23 protein-coding genes are annotated in these 21,034 nt (G+C 71.7%); 6 read left to right on the top strand and 17 right to left on the bottom strand.

Annotated elements, in window-relative coordinates; all coding sequences use genetic code 11:
• Nucleotides 1–3 precede the first annotated feature (3 nt).
• Nucleotides 4–1,086: a polyprenyl synthetase family protein gene (locus tag O7542_RS04040; protein WP_281605721.1), complete on the top strand. Its 1,083-nt coding sequence runs from the start codon at nt 4–6 to the stop codon at nt 1,084–1,086.
• Nucleotides 1,087–1,212: 126 nt separating this feature from the next.
• Here O7542_RS04040 and O7542_RS04035 read toward each other — a convergent pair whose 3' ends face one another.
• On the bottom strand, nt 1,213–1,593 hold the full coding sequence (locus O7542_RS04035) for an Rv2175c family DNA-binding protein (protein ID WP_043329433.1): 381 nt from the start codon (nt 1,591–1,593) through the stop codon (nt 1,213–1,215).
• A 142-nt stretch (nt 1,594–1,735) separates the two neighbouring features.
• Between O7542_RS04035 and pknB the strand changes: the two genes are divergently transcribed.
• Both pknB and O7542_RS04025 read left to right on the top strand, forming a co-directional pair.
• Entirely contained in the window at nt 1,736–3,721 is a 1,986-nt protein-coding gene (gene pknB / locus O7542_RS04030; protein WP_064445208.1) for a Stk1 family PASTA domain-containing Ser/Thr kinase, read from the top strand.
• Nucleotides 3,718–4,587 carry a deoxyribonuclease IV gene (locus O7542_RS04025; RefSeq protein WP_176722844.1) on the top strand — a complete coding sequence of 290 codons (870 nt, stop codon included), beginning with the start codon at nt 3,718–3,720 and terminating at the stop codon, nt 4,585–4,587. Before pknB ends, O7542_RS04025 begins: the two co-directional genes overlap by 4 nt.
• A 43-nt stretch (nt 4,588–4,630) precedes the next feature.
• Here O7542_RS04025 and O7542_RS04020 read toward each other — a convergent pair whose 3' ends face one another.
• The 4 genes from O7542_RS04020 to O7542_RS04005 all read right to left on the bottom strand — a co-directional run bounded on the left by O7542_RS04020 (nt 4,631) and on the right by O7542_RS04005 (nt 9,466).
• A complete protein-coding gene (locus O7542_RS04020; protein ID WP_281606442.1) occupies nt 4,631–5,650 on the bottom strand; it encodes a GntG family PLP-dependent aldolase in 1,020 nt (339 codons plus the stop codon).
• Between the two features lie 28 nt (nt 5,651–5,678).
• Nucleotides 5,679–7,085 (bottom strand): 3-deoxy-7-phosphoheptulonate synthase class II, encoded by a 1,407-nt coding sequence (locus tag O7542_RS04015; protein ID WP_104114579.1) that lies wholly within the window; start codon nt 7,083–7,085, stop codon nt 5,679–5,681.
• Between the two features lie 57 nt (nt 7,086–7,142).
• Entirely contained in the window at nt 7,143–7,658 is a 516-nt protein-coding gene (locus O7542_RS04010; protein WP_069089012.1) for a hypothetical protein, read from the bottom strand.
• 173 nt (nt 7,659–7,831) lie between these two features.
• On the bottom strand, nt 7,832–9,466 hold the full coding sequence (locus tag O7542_RS04005; RefSeq protein WP_069089011.1) for a glycosyl hydrolase family 18 protein: 1,635 nt from the start codon (nt 9,464–9,466) through the stop codon (nt 7,832–7,834).
• 143 nt (nt 9,467–9,609) lie between these two features.
• Here O7542_RS04005 and O7542_RS04000 point away from each other — a divergent pair, with 143 nt between their 5' ends.
• On the top strand, nt 9,610–10,098 hold the full coding sequence (locus O7542_RS04000; RefSeq protein WP_013287644.1) for a glutathione peroxidase: 489 nt from the start codon (nt 9,610–9,612) through the stop codon (nt 10,096–10,098).
• A 72-nt stretch (nt 10,099–10,170) separates the two neighbouring features.
• Here O7542_RS04000 and O7542_RS03995 read toward each other — a convergent pair whose 3' ends face one another.
• The 7 genes from O7542_RS03995 to O7542_RS03965 all read right to left on the bottom strand — a co-directional run bounded on the left by O7542_RS03995 (nt 10,171) and on the right by O7542_RS03965 (nt 13,832).
• Entirely contained in the window at nt 10,171–10,974 is an 804-nt protein-coding gene (locus tag O7542_RS03995) for an SGNH/GDSL hydrolase family protein (RefSeq protein ID WP_043329427.1), read from the bottom strand.
• A 106-nt stretch (nt 10,975–11,080) separates the two neighbouring features.
• On the bottom strand, nt 11,081–11,275 hold the full coding sequence (locus O7542_RS03990; RefSeq protein ID WP_064445200.1) for a hypothetical protein: 195 nt from the start codon (nt 11,273–11,275) through the stop codon (nt 11,081–11,083).
• A gap of 167 nt (nt 11,276–11,442) precedes the next feature.
• Nucleotides 11,443–11,793 carry a DUF2203 domain-containing protein gene (locus O7542_RS03985; RefSeq protein WP_041784221.1) on the bottom strand — a complete coding sequence of 117 codons (351 nt, stop codon included), beginning with the start codon at nt 11,791–11,793 and terminating at the stop codon, nt 11,443–11,445.
• A gap of 35 nt (nt 11,794–11,828) precedes the next feature.
• Complete coding sequence (locus O7542_RS03980; protein WP_043329425.1) at nt 11,829–12,155, bottom strand: DivIVA domain-containing protein; 327 nt, start codon at nt 12,153–12,155, stop codon at nt 11,829–11,831.
• Nucleotides 12,155–13,228, bottom strand: a complete 1,074-nt coding sequence (locus tag O7542_RS03975) for an FAD-binding oxidoreductase (protein ID WP_281605720.1) — start codon at nt 13,226–13,228, stop codon at nt 12,155–12,157. Before O7542_RS03975 ends, O7542_RS03980 begins: the two co-directional genes overlap by 1 nt.
• Entirely contained in the window at nt 13,225–13,587 is a 363-nt protein-coding gene (locus O7542_RS03970) for a hypothetical protein (RefSeq protein ID WP_244206187.1), read from the bottom strand. The genes O7542_RS03975 and O7542_RS03970 overlap by 4 nt, the downstream gene beginning before the upstream one ends.
• On the bottom strand, nt 13,578–13,832 hold the full coding sequence (locus tag O7542_RS03965; protein WP_194801189.1) for a hypothetical protein: 255 nt from the start codon (nt 13,830–13,832) through the stop codon (nt 13,578–13,580). The genes O7542_RS03970 and O7542_RS03965 overlap by 10 nt, the downstream gene beginning before the upstream one ends.
• Nucleotides 13,833–14,095: 263 nt before the next feature.
• Here O7542_RS03965 and O7542_RS03960 point away from each other — a divergent pair, with 263 nt between their 5' ends.
• Nucleotides 14,096–15,241, top strand: coding sequence for a helix-turn-helix transcriptional regulator (locus tag O7542_RS03960; protein ID WP_281605719.1), 1,146 nt, complete (start codon nt 14,096–14,098; stop codon nt 15,239–15,241).
• A 9-nt stretch (nt 15,242–15,250) separates the two neighbouring features.
• Nucleotides 15,251–15,970, top strand: a complete 720-nt coding sequence (locus O7542_RS03955) for a 5-formyltetrahydrofolate cyclo-ligase (protein WP_281605718.1) — start codon at nt 15,251–15,253, stop codon at nt 15,968–15,970.
• Between the two features lie 87 nt (nt 15,971–16,057).
• On the opposite strand, the gene O7542_RS03950 is transcribed toward O7542_RS03955, so the two are convergent.
• From O7542_RS03950 to O7542_RS03930, 5 genes are read right to left on the bottom strand one after another with little or no spacing between them, the layout of a single operon-like run.
• Nucleotides 16,058–17,698, bottom strand: a complete 1,641-nt coding sequence (locus tag O7542_RS03950; protein ID WP_281605717.1) for an ammonium transporter — start codon at nt 17,696–17,698, stop codon at nt 16,058–16,060.
• Complete coding sequence (gene yut, locus O7542_RS03945; RefSeq protein ID WP_281605716.1) at nt 17,676–18,746, bottom strand: urea transporter; 1,071 nt, start codon at nt 18,744–18,746, stop codon at nt 17,676–17,678. The genes O7542_RS03950 and yut overlap by 23 nt, the downstream gene beginning before the upstream one ends.
• Nucleotides 18,747–18,764: 18 nt before the next feature.
• A complete protein-coding gene (locus O7542_RS03940) occupies nt 18,765–19,688 on the bottom strand; it encodes an urease accessory protein UreD (protein ID WP_281605715.1) in 924 nt (307 codons plus the stop codon).
• Nucleotides 19,685–20,314 (bottom strand): urease accessory protein UreG, encoded by a 630-nt coding sequence (gene ureG, locus O7542_RS03935; protein WP_013287653.1) that lies wholly within the window; start codon nt 20,312–20,314, stop codon nt 19,685–19,687. Before ureG ends, O7542_RS03940 begins: the two co-directional genes overlap by 4 nt.
• A gap of 31 nt (nt 20,315–20,345) precedes the next feature.
• Complete coding sequence (locus tag O7542_RS03930) at nt 20,346–21,023, bottom strand: urease accessory protein UreF (protein ID WP_233514630.1); 678 nt, start codon at nt 21,021–21,023, stop codon at nt 20,346–20,348.
• Nucleotides 21,024–21,034: the final 11 nt, after the last annotated feature.

Raw genomic sequence — 21,034 nt, 5'->3', positions numbered from 1 at the left:
GGCGTGACCCACGCTGCTCCCGTTTCCCCCGTCGACCGTGCCGGCCTGCGTCAGCGGATCGACAAGGCGCTCACCGAGTTCCTGGCCGGCCAGCGCGGCTGGCTGACCGCCGTCGACGACGGCCTGCTGCCCGTCGCCGAGGCGATCGAGGCGTTCGTGCTGGGCGGCGGCAAGCGGCTGCGCCCGGCGTTCGGCTACTGGGGCTACCGGGGCGCCGGCGGAGTCGACTCCGACCAGGTCGTCGCCGCCCTGGCCGCGCTGGAGTTCGTGCAGGCCAGCGCGCTGATTCACGACGACCTGATGGACCGGTCGGACACCCGGCGGGGCGAGCCGGCGGTGCACCGCAGGTTCGCCGCCCGGCACCGGGCGGCCGGCTGGGGCGGCGACGCGGACGCGTTCGGCGACTCGGCCGCGATCCTGCTGGGTGACCTGTGCCTGGTCTGGTCCGACGAGCTGCTGCACTCCTCCGGCCTGCCGCCGGCGACGGTGGCCCGGGCCCGGCCGGTCTTCGACGAGATGCGCACCGAGGTGACCGTCGGGCAGTACCTGGACGTGCTGACCCAGGCGACCGCTGACACCTCGCTCGACCGGGCGGCCAAGGTGGCCCGGTACAAGTCGGCGAAGTACACGGTCGAACGGCCGCTGCTGCTGGGCGCCGCGCTGGCCGGCGCCCCGGCCGAGGTGCACGCCGCCTACTCCGCGTACGGGCTGCCGCTGGGTGAGGCGTTCCAGCTCCGCGACGACGTGCTGGGCGTGTTCGGCGACCCGGAGCTGACCGGCAAGCCGGCCGGTGACGACCTGCGCGAGGGCAAGCGGACGTACCTGGTGGCGGCCGCCCTGGAGACGCTCGACGAGGCCGGCCGGGAGGCGCTGCTGGCCGGGCTGGGCGTACCGGACCTGGACGTGGTCGGGGTGGACCGGCTGCGCGAGCTGATCACCTCCAGCGGCGCGCTGGAGCGTGCCGAACGGCACATCACCGCGCTCACCGAGAGCGCGCTGGCCGCGCTCACCGCCGTCGACCTGGACACCGAGGCCCGCCAGGCGCTGGTGGACCTGGCCATAGCCGCCACCCGCCGCCCCGCCTGACAACCACTCCCCCCGCGCTGTCCCCCGCCTCCGAAGCGGTCGATCATGAAGTTGGCGGCACTTTTGGAGATCGACTTCGCCGTCAACTTCATGATCGACGGGGTGGGTGGGTGGGTGGGGTGTGGGTTAGAAGGCCACGGCCTGGGCTCGGCGTTTGACCTCGCGGGCCAGGTCGCCGCCGAGGGCCACTGCGGGGGTGCCGGGAAGCGACGGGTCCTCCCGGTAGAGCCAGCGCAGCGCCTCCTCGTCGTCGTACCCGGCGTCGGCGAGCAGGTTGAGCACGCCGGGCAGGTGCTTGAGCACGGTGCGGTTGGCCACCAGGTCGGCCGGGACGCGGCGGACGCCGTCGCGGCGCACCGCGAGCAGCTCGCGGTCGCGGATCATCTGGTGCACCTTGCTGATCGACAGGTCCAGGCGCTCGGCCACGTCGGGCAGCGTCAGCCAGCCGGCCGGGTCGGCCGGTCCGGCCAGGTCGGCGCCGGTCTCGGCGGGTACGGAATCGGTCACCCGACCACCCTGCCACGTGCCCGCCGGATCCGGTGCACGGCACCCCCCGACCTGCGCCGGAGCGCGCCGGGCCACCGGTGTCCCAACCCGGCGGTAGCATCCTGTTCTACGTTCACCCTTCCGACACATAGACTGCCTGCCGATGGACACACAGGTCGCCGACACGTTGCTGGGCTCGCTGATCGAGGGACGCTACCGCATTCGCGGTCGCGTCGCCCGTGGCGGCATGGCGACCGTGTACACCGCCACCGACGAGCGCCTGGAGCGCACCGTGGCGGTCAAGATCATTCACCCGACCCAGGCGCCGCAGGCCCGGGCCCGGATGGCCGGGTTCGTCGAGCGGTTCACCGACGAGGCGAAGACGATCGCCCGGCTCACCCACCCGAACGTGGTGGCGGTCTACGACCAGGGCATCCACGCCGGCCTGCCGTACCTGGTGATGGAGTACGTGCGCGGCCGCACGCTGCGTGACGTGCTCGCCGAGCGCCGCCGGCTGAACCCGGACGAGGCGCTCGCGATCACCGAGCAGGTGCTCGCCGCGCTCGCCGCCGCGCACCGGGCCGGCCTGGTGCACCGCGACGTCAAGCCGGAGAACGTCCTGGTCGCCGAGGTGCCCGCCGGCGGCAGCCGCGACCTGGTCGACAGCGTGGTCAAGGTGGCCGACTTCGGGCTGGCCCGGGCCGTCGAGGCGAGCGCGGAGGACGAGAACGGCAACCAGCTCATGGCGACGGTGGCGTACGTGGCGCCGGAGCTGGTCACCCAGGGCCACGCCGACCCGCGCACCGACGTCTACTCGGCCGGCATCGTGCTGTTCGAGATGCTCACCGGCCGGGTGCCCTACGACGGCGACCGCCCGGTGGAGGTCGCCTGGCAGCATGTCGACCGGGACGTGCCGGCCCCGTCCACGCTGGTTCCGGCGCTGCCGCCGGCTGTCGACGCGCTCGTCGCCCGGGCCACCCGGCGCGACCCGGCCGCCCGTCCGGCCGACGCCGCGGCGCTGCTGACCGAGGTGCAGGCGGCCCGCGAGGAACTGGGCAACCCGCACACGCACACCACTGTCCTGCGTCAGCTCAGCGACGACACGGCGGTGCTGAGCCAGCCGACGCAGGTGGTGGCCGCGCTGCAGCCGATCGAGCGCCCGTCGTGGGCCCGGCTGCCCGAGGGCGCCGCCACGCAGCGCCCGCACCGCCGACGCGCCGCCGAACCGGAGGGGGTGGGCGCCCGGTTCGCCGCCCTGCGTACCCGGATCATGGGTTCGCCGCGCGGCCGGCTGGCCGTCGCCGCGGCGGTCGTGGTGCTCGGCCTGGTCGCCGCCGTCGGCGGCTGGTGGTTCGGCGTGGGCCGCTACACGGTCGCGCCGCAGATGGTGAGCCTCACCAAGGCCGAGGCGGAGGCGCAGGCCCAGCGCGGTGGTTTCACGCTGCGCTACGCCGACCCCCGGTACGACGAGAACGTCCCGAAGGACACCGTGCTCGGGCAGGCGCCGGGCTCGGCCGCCCGGATCGTCAAGGGCGGCACGATCACGCTGACCCTGTCGCTCGGTCCGGAGCGCCTGCCGGTGCCGGACGTGGTGGGCAAGGACTTCGCGCTCGCCCAGGTGGAGCTGGAGGGTCTCAACCTGGTCGCGGCCAAGGGCAGCTCCCGCTACGACGACGCGCTGCCGGCGGGTGTCGTGCTGGCCACCGACCCGAAGGTGGGCACTGAGGTCAAGCCCGGGGCCAAGGTGACGCTGATCCTCAGCAAGGGCCGCGCTCCGGTGAGCGTGCCCGACCTGGTCGGCAAGAGCCTCACCGAGGCGCGCGCCATCCTCGCGCGGCTCGGGCTCAAGCCGGTGGAGAACGTCAAGGAGTCCGACAAGCCGAAGGACGAGATCCTCGGCCAGAGCCCGGCCGACGGCACCGGTGTGGAAAAGGGCGCCCAGGTCAAGCTGGAGATCAGCAAGGGCCCGCCGCAGGTGGCCGTGCCCCGGGTGGTCGACATGCCCTGCCAGCAGGCCAAGCAGACGCTGGAGAGCCAGGGCTTCCCGGTCAACATCCAGCTCAACCCGAACGGCATCGTCCGGATCCAGAACCCGGCCGAGAACACGCCGGTGCCGCCGGGCACCACGATCACTGTGACGTGCCTGTGAGCGCGGCGAACGGGTGCCGGCCGGTGGGGTCGCACACCCCCACCTCCGGTGGCCTGGCGCGGGCGGCCCTGCCGTACGCGGATGCGGCCGAGTCCGAGGTGGTGCAGGTCTACGTCTCGAACTCGCGTGGCTGGGCGCTGCCGGCCGGTGACCCGGCGCAGGACGCGCTGTTCCGCGACGGCTGCGCCGAGCGTGGCCTGCCCGTGTTCATCCACGCGTCGCTGCTGGTCAACCTCGGCTCCCCCACCCCCGCGACGGTCACCAGGTCGGCGGAGACGCTCGCCCACGCGCTGCGGCGGGGCCGGGCGATCGGCGCCGAGGGCGTGGTGTTCCACGCCGGCAGCTCGGTGGACGCCGGGCACGCCGAGGCGGCCCTGCGGCAGGTCCGGGAGTCGCTGCTCCCGCTGCTCGACGAGACTGCGGCCACCAGCGGGCCGATGCTGCTGGTCGAGCCGAGCGCCGGGGGCGGCCGGTCACTGGCGTCCCGGGTCGAGCACCTCGGCCCCTACCTCGACGCGGTCGACCGGCACCCGATGCTGGGCGTCTGCTTCGACACCTGTCACGCCTGGGCGGCCGGGCACGACCTGGCCGCCGAGGGCGGCATGACCGCCACGCTCGACACGCTGGTCGCCACGGTGGGCGCCGACCGGCTGCGGCTGGTGCACGCGAACGACTCGAAGGACCTGTGCGGCTCCACCCGGGACCGGCACGAGAACATCGGCAAGGGCACCATCGGCGAACCGGCGTTCGCCGAGCTGATGCGCCATCCGGCGACCGCCGGCGTACCGGTGCTGGTGGAGACCCCGACGGAGAAGCACGTAGGCCACGCCGCCGACATCGCCGCCCTCAAACGCCTGCGCCCCTGACACAGCCGTTTCCTCCCGCCCTCGCCACGGCGTTGCCGGAGGGTCAGGCGCGCAGGGCGGTGTCGAGGATGGTGGCGGCGCTGTCGATCTGCTCGTCGGTGACGTCCAGGTGGGTCACCAACCGGGCGGTACGCGGGCCGAGCACCGAGATCAGCAGACCGGCTTCCCGCGCGGCTGCCGCCAGCGCGTGCGCGTCGAGAGGGTGCTTGGTCAGGTCCAGCGGCACGATGTTCGTGCGCACCACCGACGCGAGCACCCCGTGCGGGGCGACCGCCTCGGCCAGCCGGGCCGCCTTCGCGTGGTCCTCGGCGAGCCGCTCGACGTGGTGCGCCAGCGCGTACCGGCCGGCGGCGGCAAGAATGCCGACCTGCCTCATGCCACCGCCCATCCGCTTGCGCAGGACCCGCGCGCGGGCGATCTTCTCCGCGCTGCCCACCACCAGCGAGCCGACCGGCGCGCCGAGGCCCTTGGAGAGGCACACCGAGAGCGTGTCGAACAGCTCCCCGTACCCGGCCAGCGGCACCCCGTCCGCGACGTGCGCGTGCCAGATCCGGGCGCCGTCGCAGTGCAGCGCCACCCCGTGCTCGTCGGCGACCTCGCGCATGCGGCGCAGCGTCGGCAGCGGGATCACCCCGCCGCCGCCCCGGTTGTGGGTCTGCTCCACCGCGATCGCGCGGGTCGGCACCGCGAAGTAGCCGTCCGGCCGGATCATCCCGGCGACCACGTCGGGGTCCAGGTCCGCGCCCACCGCCGGCCACGTCCGCGAGGAGATCCCACCGTACGCGGCGGCGGCCCCCACCTCGTACGTGACCACGTGCGCGTCGGCGTCGCAGAGCAACTCGTCGCCGGGCGGCACGTGCAACTGGAGCGCGATCTGGTTGGCCATCGATCCGCTCGGGGCGAACAGCGCCGCCTCGTGGCCGAACAGCGCGGCCACCTCCGCCTCCAGGGCGGTGACTGTCGGGTCCTCGCCGTAGACGTCGTCGCCCACCTCGGCGGCGGCCATCGCCTCCCGCATCCCCGGCGTCGGCCGGGTCACGGTGTCGGTCCGCAGATCGATCAGCTCAGGGCTCGCAAGCTCACTCCTCGCGTCAGCCACGGAGCATCTCCGCCACCAGGAACGCCAACTCCAGCGACTGCTGGGTGTTGAGCCGGGGGTCGCAGGCGGTCTCGTACCGGTCGGGCAGGTCGAGGTCCTCGATGCCCTGGGCGCCGCCGAGGCACTCGGTGACGTCCTCGCCGGTCAGCTCGACGTGCAGGCCGCCCGGGTGGGTGTCGAGGCCGCGGTGCACCTCGAAGTAGCCGAGCACCTCGTCCACGATCCGGTCGAAGTGCCGGGTCTTGTAGCCGTTCGAGGACTCGTGCGTGTTGCCGTGCATCGGGTCGCACTGCCAGACGACCTTCGCGCCGGCGGCGGTGACCTTCGCCACGATCGGCGGCAGCGCGTCGCGTACCCGGTGGTTGCCCATCCGGCTGATCAGCGTGAGCCGGCCGGGGATGTTGTCCGGGTTGAGCTTCTCGCAGAGCTCGATCGCCTCGTCCGGCGTGGTGGTGGGGCCGAGCTTGACGCCGATCGGGTTGGCGATGCGGGAGATGAAGTCGATGTGCGCGCCGTCGATCTGCCGGGTCCGCTCGCCGATCCAGAGGAAGTGCCCGGACAGGCCGTACGCCTTGTGGTCGGAGATCCGGGTCAGCGCCCGGTCGTACTCCAGCGCCAGCGCCTCGTGCGAGCAGTAGAGCGTGACGGTGCGCAGCGCCTCGTCGTCGGTCATCCCGCAGGCCCGGATGAGGGCCAGTGCCCGGTCGATCTCGCGGGCGATCGCGTCGTAGCGCTCCCCGGCCGGGGACTGCCGGACGAAGTCCTTGTTCCAGTCGTGCACGGCGTGCAGGTCGGCCAGGCCGCCTGCCAGGTACGCCCGGAGCATGTTCATCGCGGCGGCCGAGTTGGCGTACGCCCGGATCATGCGCTGCGGGTCGGCGACCCGCGCCTCCGGCGTGGCCTCCAGCGAGTTGATCATGTCGCCGCGGTAGGCGGGCAGCCCCCGGGCGTCGGTCGGCAGGGACCGGGGCTTGGTGTACTGGCCGGCCACCCGGGCCACCTTGACCACCGGCAGCGACGCGCCGTACGTGAGCACGATGGCCATCTGGAGCAGCGTGCGGGCGTTGGCGAGCAGGTGGCTCTCGGTGTTGTCGGCGAACGTCTCGGCGCAGTCACCGCCCTGGAGCAGGAACGCCTTGCCCTCGCAGACCAGGGCCAGCCGCTGCCGCAGCTGGTCGACCTCGTAGGGCGCGACCACCGAGGGAACCGTGTCCAGCACCCGGCAGACCTCGGCGACCTGGGCCTGGTCGTCCCACGGCGGGGTCTGCGCGCGCGGCAGCTCCCGCCATCGGTCGAGGCCGAGGGCCGCGTCCTCGGCGGAGTCGGCGGTCGGGCGGCTGGTCTGCAGGCCAGGGCTGCCCACGGCGGGGTGACTCAGCTGATGCCACTCATGGCGCATGGAGGAAAGCGTACGGCGACCGTCGCGATCACTCGCCGCCGAGGGGCATGGTTCCGGTCACTGGGAGGAGACCGGCGAGGGCCGCGCCGCCGGCGGCGGCTCGGACGGGTCGGCCGTGCGGTCGCCGGGAACCTCGCCGGAGATGCACCAGTCCGCCCCGTTACGGGTCACCGTGAACAGCAGGGACCGGGTGGCCTTGCGAGATCCGGCGGCCACCGTGACGGAGGCGCTGACCTCCTGCCCGTTCGGGCCGGAGCGGACGTCGGTGATCGTCGCGTCGGGCACCGTGAAGTGGTCGGCGAAGTCGCCGTTCGGGCCGGTGGCGGCGGCGTCGAAGGCGGCGTGCATGGGCGCGCAGAGCTGGCTGCGGCCGGCGTCGGCGTCGCGGGCGGTGAGCGCGTCGAGGTACGCCTGCACGCGCTCCCGGCTCTTGGCCGCCGCCTCCTCGGCGGGCGCCCGGCCGCTGGGCGCGGTGGCGGCGCCGTCCGGGCCGGAGCCGCAGGCGGCCAGCGCCGGCGTGAGCGCGAAGGCGAGGGCGAGCGCGGCGAACCGGCCGCGGTGGCTGCGATCCATCGGTCCTCCCGTCGCGTGGACTCGTCGAGCGGCGAGTGTGCCACACCCGGCCCGCGCGGCCGGGTGACTCCCCATCCTGACCCGGATCGGCGCGCTCTGCCAGGGCGGCACGCGGGCGGGGAGGGGCCGGTACGGCCCCTCCCCGCCGGGTGGGTGGTGCGTCGGCCCTCGGCTCAGCCGAGACCGCCCTTGATGGCGCCGATCAGCTCACCGTTGCTGGTGTCACCGGAGAGCTCCCAGAAGAACGCGCCACCGAGGCCCTGGCTGTTGGCGTAGCTCATCTTCCCGCCGATGGTCGCCGGGGTGTCGTAGCTCCACCAGTTGCTGCCGCACTTGGCGTACGCGGTGCCGCCGACCGTGCCGGTGGCCGGGCAGCTGTTCTTGAGCACCTTGTAGTCCTCGATGCCGGCCTCGTAGGTGCCGGGGGCCGCGCCGGTGGCACTGCCGCCGGGCGCAGCCTGGGTCACGCCGGTCCAGCCGCGTCCGTAGAAGCCGACGCCGAGCAGCAGCTTGCTGGACGGTACGCCCTTGGACTTCAGCTTCTGGATCGCCGCGTCGGACCAGAAGCCCTGCTGCGGGATGCCCGAGTACGAGTAGAGCGGCGAGTGCGGCGCGGTCGGCCCCTGGGCGTTGAAGGCGCCGAAGTAGTCGTACGTCATCGGCATCAGCCAGTTGAGGTTCGTCGCGGCGCCCGCGTAGTCGGTCGCGTCGATCTTGCCGCCGTTGCTGCCGTCGGCGGTGATCGCCGCGGTGACCAGGAAGCTGGAGCCGAACTTGCTCCGCAGCGCCGAGACCACGTTCTTGAAGGCGTTCGGGCCGCTGCTGTCGCACTGGAGGCCGCAGGCGTTCGGGTACTCCCAGTCGACGTCGATGCCGTCGAAGACGTCCGCCCAGCGCGGGTCCTTGACCAGGGAGTAGCAGGAGTCGGCGAACGCGGCCGGGTTCTGCGCGGCCTGGGTGAAGCCGCCGGACCAGGTCCAGCCACCGAAGGACCAGAGGACCTTCAGGTTCGGGTACATCTTCTTCAGCTTGCGCAGCTGGTTGAAGCTGCCGCGCAGCGGCTGGTCCCAGGTGTCGGCCACGCCGTCGACGCTGTCCGCGGCGGTGTACGCCTTCTCGTAGTCGGCGTAGCTGTCCCCGATGCTGCACCGGCCGCCGGTGGTGTTGCCGAAGGCGTACAGGATGTGGGTGAGCTTCGCGGCCGAGCCGCTGGTGTGGATGTTCTTGACGTGGTAGTTGCGGGCGTAGACGCCCCACTCGGCGAAGTAGCCGACGACCTTCTTGCCGCCGGGCGGCGGCGTGGTGGGCGGCTGCGTGGTCGGCGGGGCGGTCGTCGGCGGCGCCGTGGTGGGCGGCGCGGTGGTCGGCGGCGCCGTGGTCGGCGCGGTGGTCGTCGGCGTGCCGCCGCCGGTGCAGGTGCCGCCGTTGATCGTGCAGCTCACCGGCGCCTTGTAGCCGCCGGTGCCGTTGTAGCCCCAGCTGAAGCTGGCGCCGGGGGCGAGCGTCGCGGCCCAGCTCTTGTTGACCGCCACGTAGCGGTCACCGCTGCGGGTGATGTCGGCGTCCCAGGAGCTGCTGATCGAGGTGCCGGAGGGCAGCGTGAACTCGATGCGCCAGCCGTTGACGGTGGAGCTGGTGCCGTTGGTGACGGTCACCCGCCCTTCGTGGCCGGTCCCCCAGTCCTGCACCTTGGCGAAGGTGGCGGTGACGCTGCCGGCGGCCGACGCGGTGGTCATGGGCACCGCGGCGACCGCGAGCGCGACCACGGCGCCGGTGGCCCACAGGGCCCGGCGGAGCGATCTCTTCATACGGTGTCCCTCCAATAGTTAGGAAAGTTTCCAAATTGATTGCTGAGACGCTACTCACGCCGTCACCACTTCGTCAAGATGTAGATGCGTCGATTTCACGGGTGGCGCGGTACGGTTCGCGTGACGGCCCGTAGCCTCGTCACATGACCGTTTTCGACGTCCAGATCGACGCCCTCACCGGCGGACCGGCCGACCTCGGCCGCTACCGTGGCCGCGCCCTGCTCGTGGTCAACGTGGCCTCCCGCTGCGGCCTCACCCCGCAGTACGCGGGCCTTCAGGAACTCGCCGACACGTACGCCGGGCGCGGGCTCACGGTGCTCGGGGTGCCGTGCAACCAGTTCGCCGGCCAGGAGCCGGGCAGCGCCGCCGAGATCGAGGAGTTCTGCCAGGTCAACTACGGCGTGACGTTCCCGCTGACGGAGAAGGTCGACGTCAACGGCCCGGACCGGCACCCGCTCTACGCCGAACTGGTGTCCACGCCGGACGCCGAGGGGCACACCGGCGACGTGCGCTGGAACTTCGAGAAGTTCCTCGTCGCCCCGGACGGGACAGTGGCCGCCCGGTTCGGCCCGCAGGTCACCCCCGAGGACCCCGAGCTGCGCGCGGCGATCGAGAAGGTCCTGCCGGCCTGACGGGCACACCGCCGCCGGGCACGGCGAAGCGGCACGCCCCCGCGGGGAGGCGTGCCGCTGCCGCGGACCGGGTCAGCCGGCGGCGGACCGGAAGACCGGGTAGTAGCCGCCGGACTGCCCGGCCGCCGTCGGGTGGTACGACTTGCTCAGGCTCAGCACGTTGAGCGCGTGCAGCCACTTGGTCCCGCCGCTGCACAGCTGGTGGCCGACGAAGATGGAGCGGACGTCGGCGAATTTGAAGCCGGCCGAGACGGCGGCCGTACGGGTGATGTCGTCGAGCAGGTTGATGCCCTCGTTGATCTTCGCCCGGGACGTGGCGCTGAGCCCGACACAGGTCGTGCCGAGCTGGTAGAAGACCGGGTAGCCGACCACCACGACGCGAGCCGAGGGCGAGCGGCTCTTGATGCCGTTGTAGACGTTGGCGAGGCGGCCCGGCATCGAGGTGCGGGCCACGTTCATGGCGGACTGCACGGCCGCCACGCACTGGGTCTCCCCCTGGAGCACACAGGTGCTCATGATGTTGGCGAAGCCCACGTCGTTGCCGCCCACGGTGACGCTGACCAGCGTGGTGGTCGAGGAGAGCGCGGAGAGCTGGCTGTTGATGACGTCGGCCGTGGTGGCGCCGGAGCAGGCCACCGATCGGTACGACGCCGGCTTGATGTTGGCGTTGTAGAGCGCCGGGTAGGCGTTCGTGCTGCGTAGGCAGTTACCGCTCTCGGACGTGTAGCTGTCGGCGCCGACGCCGGAGGCGTACGAGTCGCCGAGCGCGACGTAGCGGTCGGACGGGGCCGCCTGGGCGGGGGCGGCCAGAGACAGAGTGACCCCGACCGAGGCGGCCAGGGTCAGGGCGAGGGTGGCAAGACGGGATCTCCGCACGTCGCACTCCTGGGGGCGTGAAGTGGTGGTGAGAGATAGATATCAATAAGATCACAGCGTATGGAAGATCACCGATTTGCGGTTCAGCGCGCATAGCGACTTACGCCTACAAATCGTTGCCGGTCTCGCGGAGCGGGATGAAGGATTGTTCCGCCGGGAACGTCAGGCGCATCGCCGGGTCGGCGGTCTCCCGGAAACCCAGGGCACGGTAGAGCGGCCGGCCGGCCGCCGAGGCCCGCAGGTCGACCCGGCGCACGCCCCGGTCCCGGAACCAGGCCAGCAGTGCGCTGCGGCCAGCCACGGGTCCGGCTCGGCCAACCAGGCGCGCAGATTGTCCCGGGCCACGTCCTGCCAGCGGCCCGGCGGCGTCGGCGCGCCGCTCATGCCGGCGAGCATCAGCCCTCGCAACCGGACCAGTTCCCCGGCGTCCGACGGCACGGCGCGGCGCGCGTCACCCACTGTGCGGGGTCAGACCGGGCGGCGGCCGGCGAATCCGCACTCGACCCGGTGGTACCACCTGATGTCGGTGTCCCCCTCCAGCCAGCACCACAGCACCGCCCGGCCGTCGCGCTCACCGGGGAAGTCGAGCAGCACCGGGGCGATCCCCTTGACCGCGATTTCGTGCTGGTGGAACTCGTCCACCACCACGTGCAGCCGCGCCTCCAGGGCCTTCACCTCGGCGAGCCCGCCGAGCGCGCTGACGCCGTGGTCGGCCAGATCGACACGCAGCTCGGCCAGGTCGGCCCGCAGCCGGATCAGCTCGTCGACGCGCGGCCGCAGCGTGGCCACCAGGTGTCGCGCCTGGGCGAGAGTGAACACCGGGCCAGTATGCGGCACGACCGGTGTCGTCCGGGTCACCGCTCACCCGCACGTCGACCGTCGGGGCCGGGACGGGACGGTGCGCCTGGAATGGCCGCGGGAGACCAGACGACACCGGCAGCCTCCCGCACCTCGGCCTGCCAGGCGCGCAGGGCCCGCTTGATGCGGTCGTTCTCGTCCCGGGCGTCATCGAGCAGCCGGCTCCGCTCCCCCAGTTCGTAGACGAGCCGGTGCAACAGCGCGTCGACGTCGTCGGTCCGGTAACCGCGCCGCCCCAGTGACGTGCGGGGCAGCTCGACGGCGCTGAGCCGGTCCGCGGTGAGCGGGCCGGCCAGCGCGTTGCGGCTGTGATAGACGCCCATCAGACGCCGAACCCGTCCGGCAGGTGGATCCGCTCGGCCGGCACCCCACCGACGAGCAAGCGCAGCCGCGACCCGGCCACCATCAACGGTGGCCCGCACAGGTAGACCTCCTGACCGGGTCGCCAGTGGTCGAGCGCGACGGTGAGCGCATCACCCTGCTCTCCCGCCTCCGCCACCGGATCGTGCGAGAACGCGGGCACGACGGTCAGCCAGTCGTTGCTGCTCTGAAGCTTGTCGAGGCTGATCGGGTCGTAGAGGTCGGCGAGGGTACGGGCGCCGACCACCACTGTGACCCGGCGACCGGCCGGCGCGGCGGCGACCTGCTCGACCAGGGCGCGCAGCGGCGCCAGCCCGGTCCCCCCGGCGACGAGCAGCAGGTCCGCCTTCGACGCCGGGTCGAGGGTCAGGCCGGTCGACCGGGGCGGGCCGAGCCAGATCCGGTCACCGGGGCGTACCCGGTGCACGAGCGTGCGGGAGACGGCGGCGACGGCACGGACGTGGAGTTCGATGGTGCCGTCGGCGCGCGGGGCGTTGGCCGGCGAGTACCAGCGCCACCGGCCGGGCCGGCGCTCGGCGCAGACCGGCAGCGCCTGGCCGGGCCGGAACGCCAGGCGGCGCCAGGGGCGCACGGTCACCACGGCGATGCCGTCGGCGGCCCGGTCGTGGTCGACGACCTGCGCCGGCCACCAGGGCGGGCCGTCGTCGGCCTGCTCGACCGCACGGCTCACCGCCGCCGTGGCCCGCCGGGCGGCCCCTGCCCAGGCCGCCACCAGTTCCGGTGTCAACCTCACCTGCCGGGACACCGTCGCGACGAGCGCGGCCTCGACGGTGAGCTGGTGCGGCAGCAGCCGGTAGCGGCGACAGGCCCGGCCGAGCACGGTCAACAACGCCGCCCGACCGGCCGGGTCGTCGCCACCGCTGACCAGCCGTCCGAATGCGGCGAGGAACACCGCCGCCTCCCGCTCCGGCAGCGTCCCGGGGCAGCGCTCCTCGACCGCGCACCAGAAGTGGTCGGCTGCCTCGCGGGCGTACCGCATGGTGACGGACCACGACGCGGCGAGGGCGGCGGTCACCAGCCGGCCTCGTCCGAGAAGGCCCGCCGGGCCGCTGTCACCGAGCCTGCCGGCACGTCGAGCGCCCAGAGCACCCCGGCCAGGTAGTCGACCACGCGGCGGTGCTGCGCCTCGGTCAGGCCCAGGCCGCGCCATGCCTCGGCCGTCGGCCGGGCGATGTCGCCCGCCGGTCCGCCGAGCGCCACCGTGAGAGTGAGCGCCAGGTGTCCGGCGAGCCGGGCCCGATCAACCCCGACGAGGTACGGCGCCAGCTCCGCGTCCGCCGCCACCAGCCGCAGCCACCGGGCCACCGCCTCACGCACCGCCGCCGACCCGGGCCAGCTCTCCGTCGGGTACGCCCCGAGCCCGGTCACGCCCACGGCCAGGCGCCCGGGTCGCCGGCGGCGACCAACTCGTCCACGCGCTCCTCGGTGAGCCCGGCCGCCTGCAACGTGCTGCGGCCCCAGCGGGCCAGCCGGCACGGATGCGGGACCCGCTCACTGCGGCACAGTGGACCCGCCGGCCACCGCTCCGGCACATGCACCGCCACCGCGCGTACGGCCAACACCACGTCCTCGTCGCTGACCGGGGTGAACACCGGGAAGTCGTCCAGCACCGCCGCCATGAAGAGCCCTTCCGTCGAGAGTCGGAGCGGCGCCGGGGCGGGCGGGGACGGCGGACGCGCTCGGGTGACGCCCCACCGGAGCCCAGCACCCGCCCCGGGCCATGCGTCCACCCTCGCGGTGCTGGCGATTCGGCCCCAGGGCGGCAACTTGGCGAAACATGTGCAGAGGTGTTGCATCACGATCAGCGGCGGAGTAACTGTGTAGTGCCGCTCAATCACACTCCGCATCGGAAGGCGCCGTGATGGCCCTGAGGCGACACCGCTTGATTCAGCGCCGAAAGACCGTCGGCTACAGCCAAGAGAGCCTCGCGGAGAAGCTCGGTGTCGACCGCACCACCGTGGTGCGGTGGGAACGTGCCGATTCAGAACCGCAGCCATGGGTCAGGCTCCGGCTCGCCGACGCTCTGGGAGTATCGCCCGAGGAACTCGGTGACCTGCTCGCCGATATCGACTCCGCTCGCACTCGACGAGACGAACGGCTGTCCGCCGTGTTGAAGAATCCTCGAACGGTCGACCTGTCCACCGTGGCCAACCTGCGGCTGACGCTAACCCAGTTGATCGACAGCTACGACACCAGTCCATCCATAGCGATCCTTCCAAATGCGAGCCGTCTACACAGCGAGGTCTGCCTACTCCGCGAGCATGCTGCCGGCGAGGCTGTCCGCCACGCCCTGCGCAGTGTCGAAGCCGCAGCCTCAATCTTCATGGGCCAACTCGTCTGGGATGCGTCGCAGCGAAGAAGCGCGCAGGCTGCCCTGAGCTACTACGACCAGGCGGCACATGCCGCGAAGCAGAACAAGGATGCCGATACGGAGGCGCAAGCACGACTTCGCCGAGGTTTCATCGCGCTCTACAGTCAGGGCGATCCGAAGGGTGGCCTCGCGCTGGCAGCCGGAGCGGAAGAACTCGCCTCGCGCCGTGGTGACCGCACCTTGTCGGCACTGGCGCTGCTGCATATCGGTGAGGCCAACGCAATGATGGGAGACCGCGCAGCCTGCGAGCGCGCCCTCGGTCAAGCCGAGAGCCAATTGAGCCGCGCGGACCACGACAGCCAGGACGGCGCAACTGATACCGCGGGACAGCTCAACCGGCTTGCCGGCTCCTGTTACCTCCACCTTGGCGACCCGAAGCGGGCTCAACTCCTTCTTGAACGCGTTCCGTCCGAGATTCGGGAACGCCGGAAGTCGTATGCCATCGCCCTCGGCAACCTCGCGATGGCCCACCTACGACAGCGTGACCTCGATGGCGCGACGGTAACTCTGCACCAGGTGATCGACGCCGTCGAGGAATCCCGTGGAGGTGGTGCGGTAAACGTCCTGTTCGCCGTCGGCCGCGAACTGCGACCATGGCGAGACCAGCCGGACGTCCAGGAGGTCATAGACCGGACGCTCGCGCTGATGTCGTCATGAGGAGGCCACATGGACGTCGATGAGGCAAAACGTGAGGCGCGTAAGGCCGTTTGGTCACGGTTGGAACAGGCTGCCCAGGCGCTACCCCCTGGAGCGCACGGGCGTATCCCTGACTTTGTTGGAGCTGAGCAAGCCGCAGAACGGCTTACGGCGCATGATGCCTGGCGCAGCGCTCGCGTCATCAAATCCAACCCGGACAAGGCTCAACTTCCGGTGAGGCTGCGTGCGCTTGCCGAGGGCAAACTCCTCTACATGGCAGTGCCCAAGCTCGCCGACATTCGGCCGTTCTACCTGCTCGATCCCGCCAACCTGAATGCAGCACCAGCCGATGTCGCCACTGGTAGCGGCGCGGCGGATCACACTCCCAAGGTCAACATCAGCGAGATGCAGCCGGTGGATCTGGTGCTGTGCGGCAGCGTTGCGGTCAATCGTGACGGGGTACGGATCGGAAAGGGCGCGGGCTACTCGGACATCGAGGTCGCCCTGCTCACCGAGGCCGGCTTGGTCGGCCCCTCCACCATCCTCGCTACGACGGTGCACTCGCTACAGGTCGTTGAAGGACCGCTTCCCGAGTCGTCGCACGACTTCCGAGTCGACTTGATCGTCACTCCGGACGAGGTGATCGAGTGCCGTCGAAGCCAGCGCCCGGCCGGCATCTACTGGGAAAGCCTCAGCTCCCAGAAGATCGACTCCATTCCGGTCCTCAGGGCATCAGCCGCTGTTGATTGAGTGGCACCAGAACGACCCCACACAGGTCACGAGGGCCTGTCGTGACTTTCTCCGGTGAGCTGTCCGCCGGCATCGGTCGACGGACCGTCAGGACTGGACGCGTTCCGCCTCCTGCACGAACGTGTCGCTCCGCCGCGCGCCCATCCGGTCCAACTCGTCCAGCACCGCCCCCACCCCGTCCGCACCGACCAGCACCGTGACCCGCAACCGGGCCGACAACGGCTGCTCCTGCCAGTAACCACGCGGCAGCAGGCTCGCCTGCGGCGTCGTCGTCGCCACGGCGGCGTCGCTGACGATCACCGAGATCGCGCCGGCGGCAAGCAGGGCGTCGCGCAGGTCGGCGCTGTTCGCCGCCGGGTCCGGTTCCAGCAGCGCGGTGACCACCCGTACCCGCTGGCCTGGTGGCACTGCTGGTTCGCCGGCCGGCGCCGCCGCGGCACGGCGGCGGGGCGCGCCCGGCGCGGTCAGGCTGGTGACCCCGCCCAGGTGGTAGGCGTCGGCGCCCTGTTGCGCCTGGTCCAGGCGTTCCTGATCGGCCGGCGGCACACGCAGGCCGATGAGTGCCTGCACCCCGGCGGCGATCAGCCAGGTCAGGACGAACGAGAACGCGACCACGCTCACCACGCCGACGAGCTGGCGCCACAGCAGGCCGCCCCCGCCGCCGAGGAACAGCCCGTCCGCGCCGAGCGGGTTGACCCCGCGGTTGCCGAACAGGCCGAGCAGGAGCGTGCCGAGCATGCCGCCGACGAAGTGCACGGCGAGCACGTCGAGCGCGTCGTCGAGGCGCAGCAGGTACTTCAGTTTCAGCGCGAAGTGGCAGACCAGGCCGGCCAGCGCGCCGATCGCGACGGCCGAGGCCGCGTTGACGTACCCGGCGGTCGGGGTGACAGTGGCCAGGCCCGCGACCGCGCCGGAGACCGCGCCCACGACGGTGCTGTGTCCGTCGGTGACGCGCTCCAGCGCCAGCCAGACGAGCATCGCCGCGGCGGCGGCCAGGTGCGTGTTGAGGACGGCCTGCGCGGCCAGGCCGTTGGCCTGGAGGCCGTCGCCGCCGTTGAAGCCGAACCAGCCGAACCAGAGGATGCCGGCGCCGACGATGGTCAGCGGGATCGAGTTGGGTGGCGCGGCGGTGTGCGGCCAGTCCCGGCGCCGGCCGACGACGAGCAGGACGGCGAGGACGGCGGCGCCGGCGCTGGCGTGCACGACGAGCCCGCCGGCCCAGTCCTGGGTGCCGAACTTCGCCAGCCATCCGCCGGGATGCCAGAGCCAGTGCGCGATCGGCGCGTAGACCACCACCGACCAGACCGCGAGGAACAGCACCCAGCCGCCGAAACGCAGCCGGCCCGCGGTGGCGCCGGTGACGAGCGCCGGCGTGATCACCGCGAACATCATCTGGAACAGTACGAACGCCAGCGTCGGGATGGTGATCCGGCCGTCGACCACGTGCAGGTTGGGCGCGGGCGGCACCTTGAGGTCGGCGAGCCCGAACAGTTCCAGGTTGCCGAACAGTCCGCTGCCGGCGTCGTCGCCGAAGGCGATGGTGTAGCCGACGAGCACCCAGGTCAGGCTGACCACGCCCAGCGCGATCATGTTCTGTTGCAGCATCGCCAGCACGTTGCGGGTGCGGACCATGCCGCCGTAGAACGCGGCGAGCCCCGGTGTCATGAACAGGACCAGGCCGGCGCAGACGAGCACCCAGGCGGTGTCACCCGCGTTCGGAGCGGACACGGTTTCCCTCCTTCTCTCGCAGGTGGACGGAGTCGCGGACGGTGTGCATCACGGTGTCCCTGACCCGTTCGTGGTTGGGCACCGGCGCGAAGTGCCGGTCCGGCAGCAGCAACAGCCAGGTGGCGATGTTGAACGGCCCGGTGAGCACCGGGATGCCGAGCGGGGTGAGCATGGTGGTCAGCGCCATCTGTACGAGCAGCGTCAGCGCGATTCCGAACAGCGTGTAGACGGTGACCAGTGCGCCGGGACGGTGCGCCACAGCGCCCACCACGATCGCGGTCAGCACCGCGTTGAAGGCGAACAGCCCCTTGTCCAGGGACGCGCCGTCGGCGCCGAACCAGAGCGCCAGCAGTGTCGCGCCGACGGCGCCGATCACCGCGAACAGCGCCGACCACCGGGAGTTGATCAGCAGGGCGACGAGGATGAGCAGGCCGGTGACCCAGCTCTCGATCAGGTAGACCTGGGACACGCCCTTGAAGAAGACCGGGATGAGGCCCCAGTCGAACGTGCCGCCGGTCAGGGATCCCTCACCGGGGAACTTCGGCGTCAGCTTGGTGAGCACCGTGAACCTGTCGAACTGGTACGCCGCCATCAGCAGGAACCAGGTCGTGAGCACGAACGGGAACGTGTAGGCGGTCAGGTTCCAGCGTTTGAACACGGCGTTGAGGGCGAGCGTGACCACCACCGTGCCGATCGCGCCGAGCACGAGGTAGAGCCACATCAGCGGGCGCTGGTCGAGGAACGTGGGCACCGCGAGGCCGGTCAGCAGCGGGCTGAAGCCGAACAGGCCCTTGCGCCAGCTGGACATGTCGACCCGCAGCGCCAGCGCGGTCGCGGTGCCCAAGACCAGGCCGAGCACGCCGCCGCCGAACACCCGGGGCGTTCCGTTCTCGAACGCGCCCCAGGCCAGCGCGATCAGGATGAGCAGGCCGCTGAGCGGATTGTTCTGGAGCACCACCTGCGCGGCGCCGCGCAGGCTCGCGTCGACGAATCCGACCGCCGGGTTCCGGTCGGCCAGCCGGTGCCAGCCACGTCCGATGTCGGCCATGCCGCTGTTCTCCTCGCCTCAACGCCAGCTGAAGACCGGCGGGAAGGTGCAGCCGGTCACCTCTTCGCGGGCGGCAGTGCAGAACGCGCGTACCGCGGCGCGGACCGGTTCGGTCTCCTGCCCGAGCACCTTGAACACCAGGCCGGCGTCGTTCGGCAGCCGGCTGACGGCGGTGGCCAGCGGCGTCTGCTCGTCCCACACCGGCGTCGCGGTCCGCTCGAAGACCCGGGCCGCCCGGTCCGGGTCGGTGAGCAGCACGACGTTGCCGAAGACGTGGAAGCGGTCCATCATGCCGATCCGCGTCACCGGGAACCGGCCGGGAGTGATGACGAACTTCTCCACGAACAACGGGCGTCCGTCGGGCCGGTGCGCCCGCAGCGTGGTGGAGAACAGGTCGTACGCGAAGATCTCGCCGTCGCGGTAGTACTTGCGGCCGGGCTGGAGCACCTCGGCGTACAGCATTGTCGCGGTCTCCGGGAGCCGGACCACGGTGTCGGAGACGAACCGGCTGCGCCGGAACGGGATCACCGGCTCGGGCAGGAACTCCAGGTAGGCATCCTCGGCCAGGGTGAAGCTCTGGGTCTGGGTGCCGTAGTTGGCGTCCATCTCCTGGATCTTGGTGGCGGCCTGGGTGACCAGGTGCGCCTGCGCGCCCGGCCCCAGGTCGACGTCGATGCGCAACCGGTCGCCCTGAAGCACGCCGCCCGAGGTGGTGAGGATCATGACGCAGGGCAGGCCCGGCATCTCCTCGTCCCAGTACAACGCGCGCTGCACCAGCAGCGGCGACTGCCGGAAGACGTCGCGCAGGATGGTCCGGTCCTGGTCCTCGCGCCACTCGAACCCCAGCCGGAGGATGCCCACCTTGCCGTTCGCGGCGGCCGGCAGCTGCGCCGGCTGGTCCTGGTACGGCGCGAGTTCCCGGACGGAGTCCAGAGTGGTCATGCCAGCACTTCGGCGTCGAACAGCGCGTTGCGGCGGACCAGGTCCACCAGGTCGTCGATGCCCTCGCCGGTCTTGCAGTTGGTGAACACGAACGGCTTGCCGCCGCGCATCAGCTCGGCGTCGCGGGCCATCACGTCCAGGTCGGCGTCGACGTACGGGGCCAGGTCGGTCTTGTTGATCACGAGGATGTCGGACTTGGAGATGCCCGGACCGTTCTTGCGCGGGATCTTGTCGCCGGCCGCCACGTCGATCACGTAGATGAAGTAGTCGACGAGCGCGGGGCTGAACGTGAGCGTGAGGTTGTCCCCGCCGCTCTCGATGAGCACGACGTCGCTGTCCGGGAACCGCGCCTCCATGTCCTCCACCGCCGCGAGGTTCATGCTGGGGTCCTCGCGGACGGCGGTGTGCGGGCAGGCGCCGGTCTCCACGCCGACGATGCGCTCCTCCACCAGTACGCCGGTCAGGGCGCGGCGGACGTGCTTGGCGTCCTCGGTGGTGACCACGTCGTTGGTGATGACCAGGATGCGCAGGCCCTGCTCGACCAGGCGGGGCACGACGGCCTCGATGATGGCCGTCTTGCCGCTGCCCACCGGGCCGCCGACGCCGATCCGACTCGCTGATTTCATTTTCGAAGAAGCCCTTCAGGTGGGTGAGCGCTCAGCTCATGAACATGCGTACGTGTGCGTGCTGGTGCGCGCCGGCCAGCACGTCGAGGTGCGGCGCGAAGCTCTGCATGTCGTCCAGCCCGGCGGTGCGCACCTCCTCGTAGTCCTCGCCGACCCGCTCGTTCACCGCGAAGAGGATCGACTGGGTGTCGAGGTGGTCCACCCGCATCAGCCGGACCGCCGCGCCGAGCACCATGGAGGCCGCGCCGTACTGGTGGGCGGCGAACGCGTCCGCCTCGCCCACGCCGAGTTCGGCGAAGAGCACGCCGAGCGCGACCGGGTAGGTGACCGGGACGCCGCCGCCGCTCTCCGCGACGCGCTTGCGCAGCAGGGACTCCCCCACCACCCGTTCGGCGGCCTCGGCCAGCTTGCGCCCCATGCGGACGGTCATCGTCCGCGTCTCCTCGTTGATCTTGCGCAGGTGTACGGCCTCGTCGGCCGCCCGGATCCGGTCGAGGTCACCGGCACGCGCGGCGCGGTGCGCCACGAGCAGCGCCACCCCGTCAGCGGTGGCGGCGGCACGGGTGACCGTCCGCACGAACTCCTGCAACGTGGTCCGGTCGTGCACCGCGCCCTGCTCGACCGCCGTCTCCAGCCCGTTGGAGAAGGAGAACGCGCCGACCGGGAAGACCGAGTCGCCGAACTGGAGCAGCTTCAGGGCCTCAGTCACCGTGGACACCC

It is taken from the genome of Micromonospora sp. WMMC264 (assembly GCF_027497275.1).
GTDB lineage: Bacteria > Actinomycetota > Actinomycetes > Mycobacteriales > Micromonosporaceae > Micromonospora > Micromonospora chalcea.
This window is presented reverse-complemented; position numbering and strand designations above follow the sequence as displayed.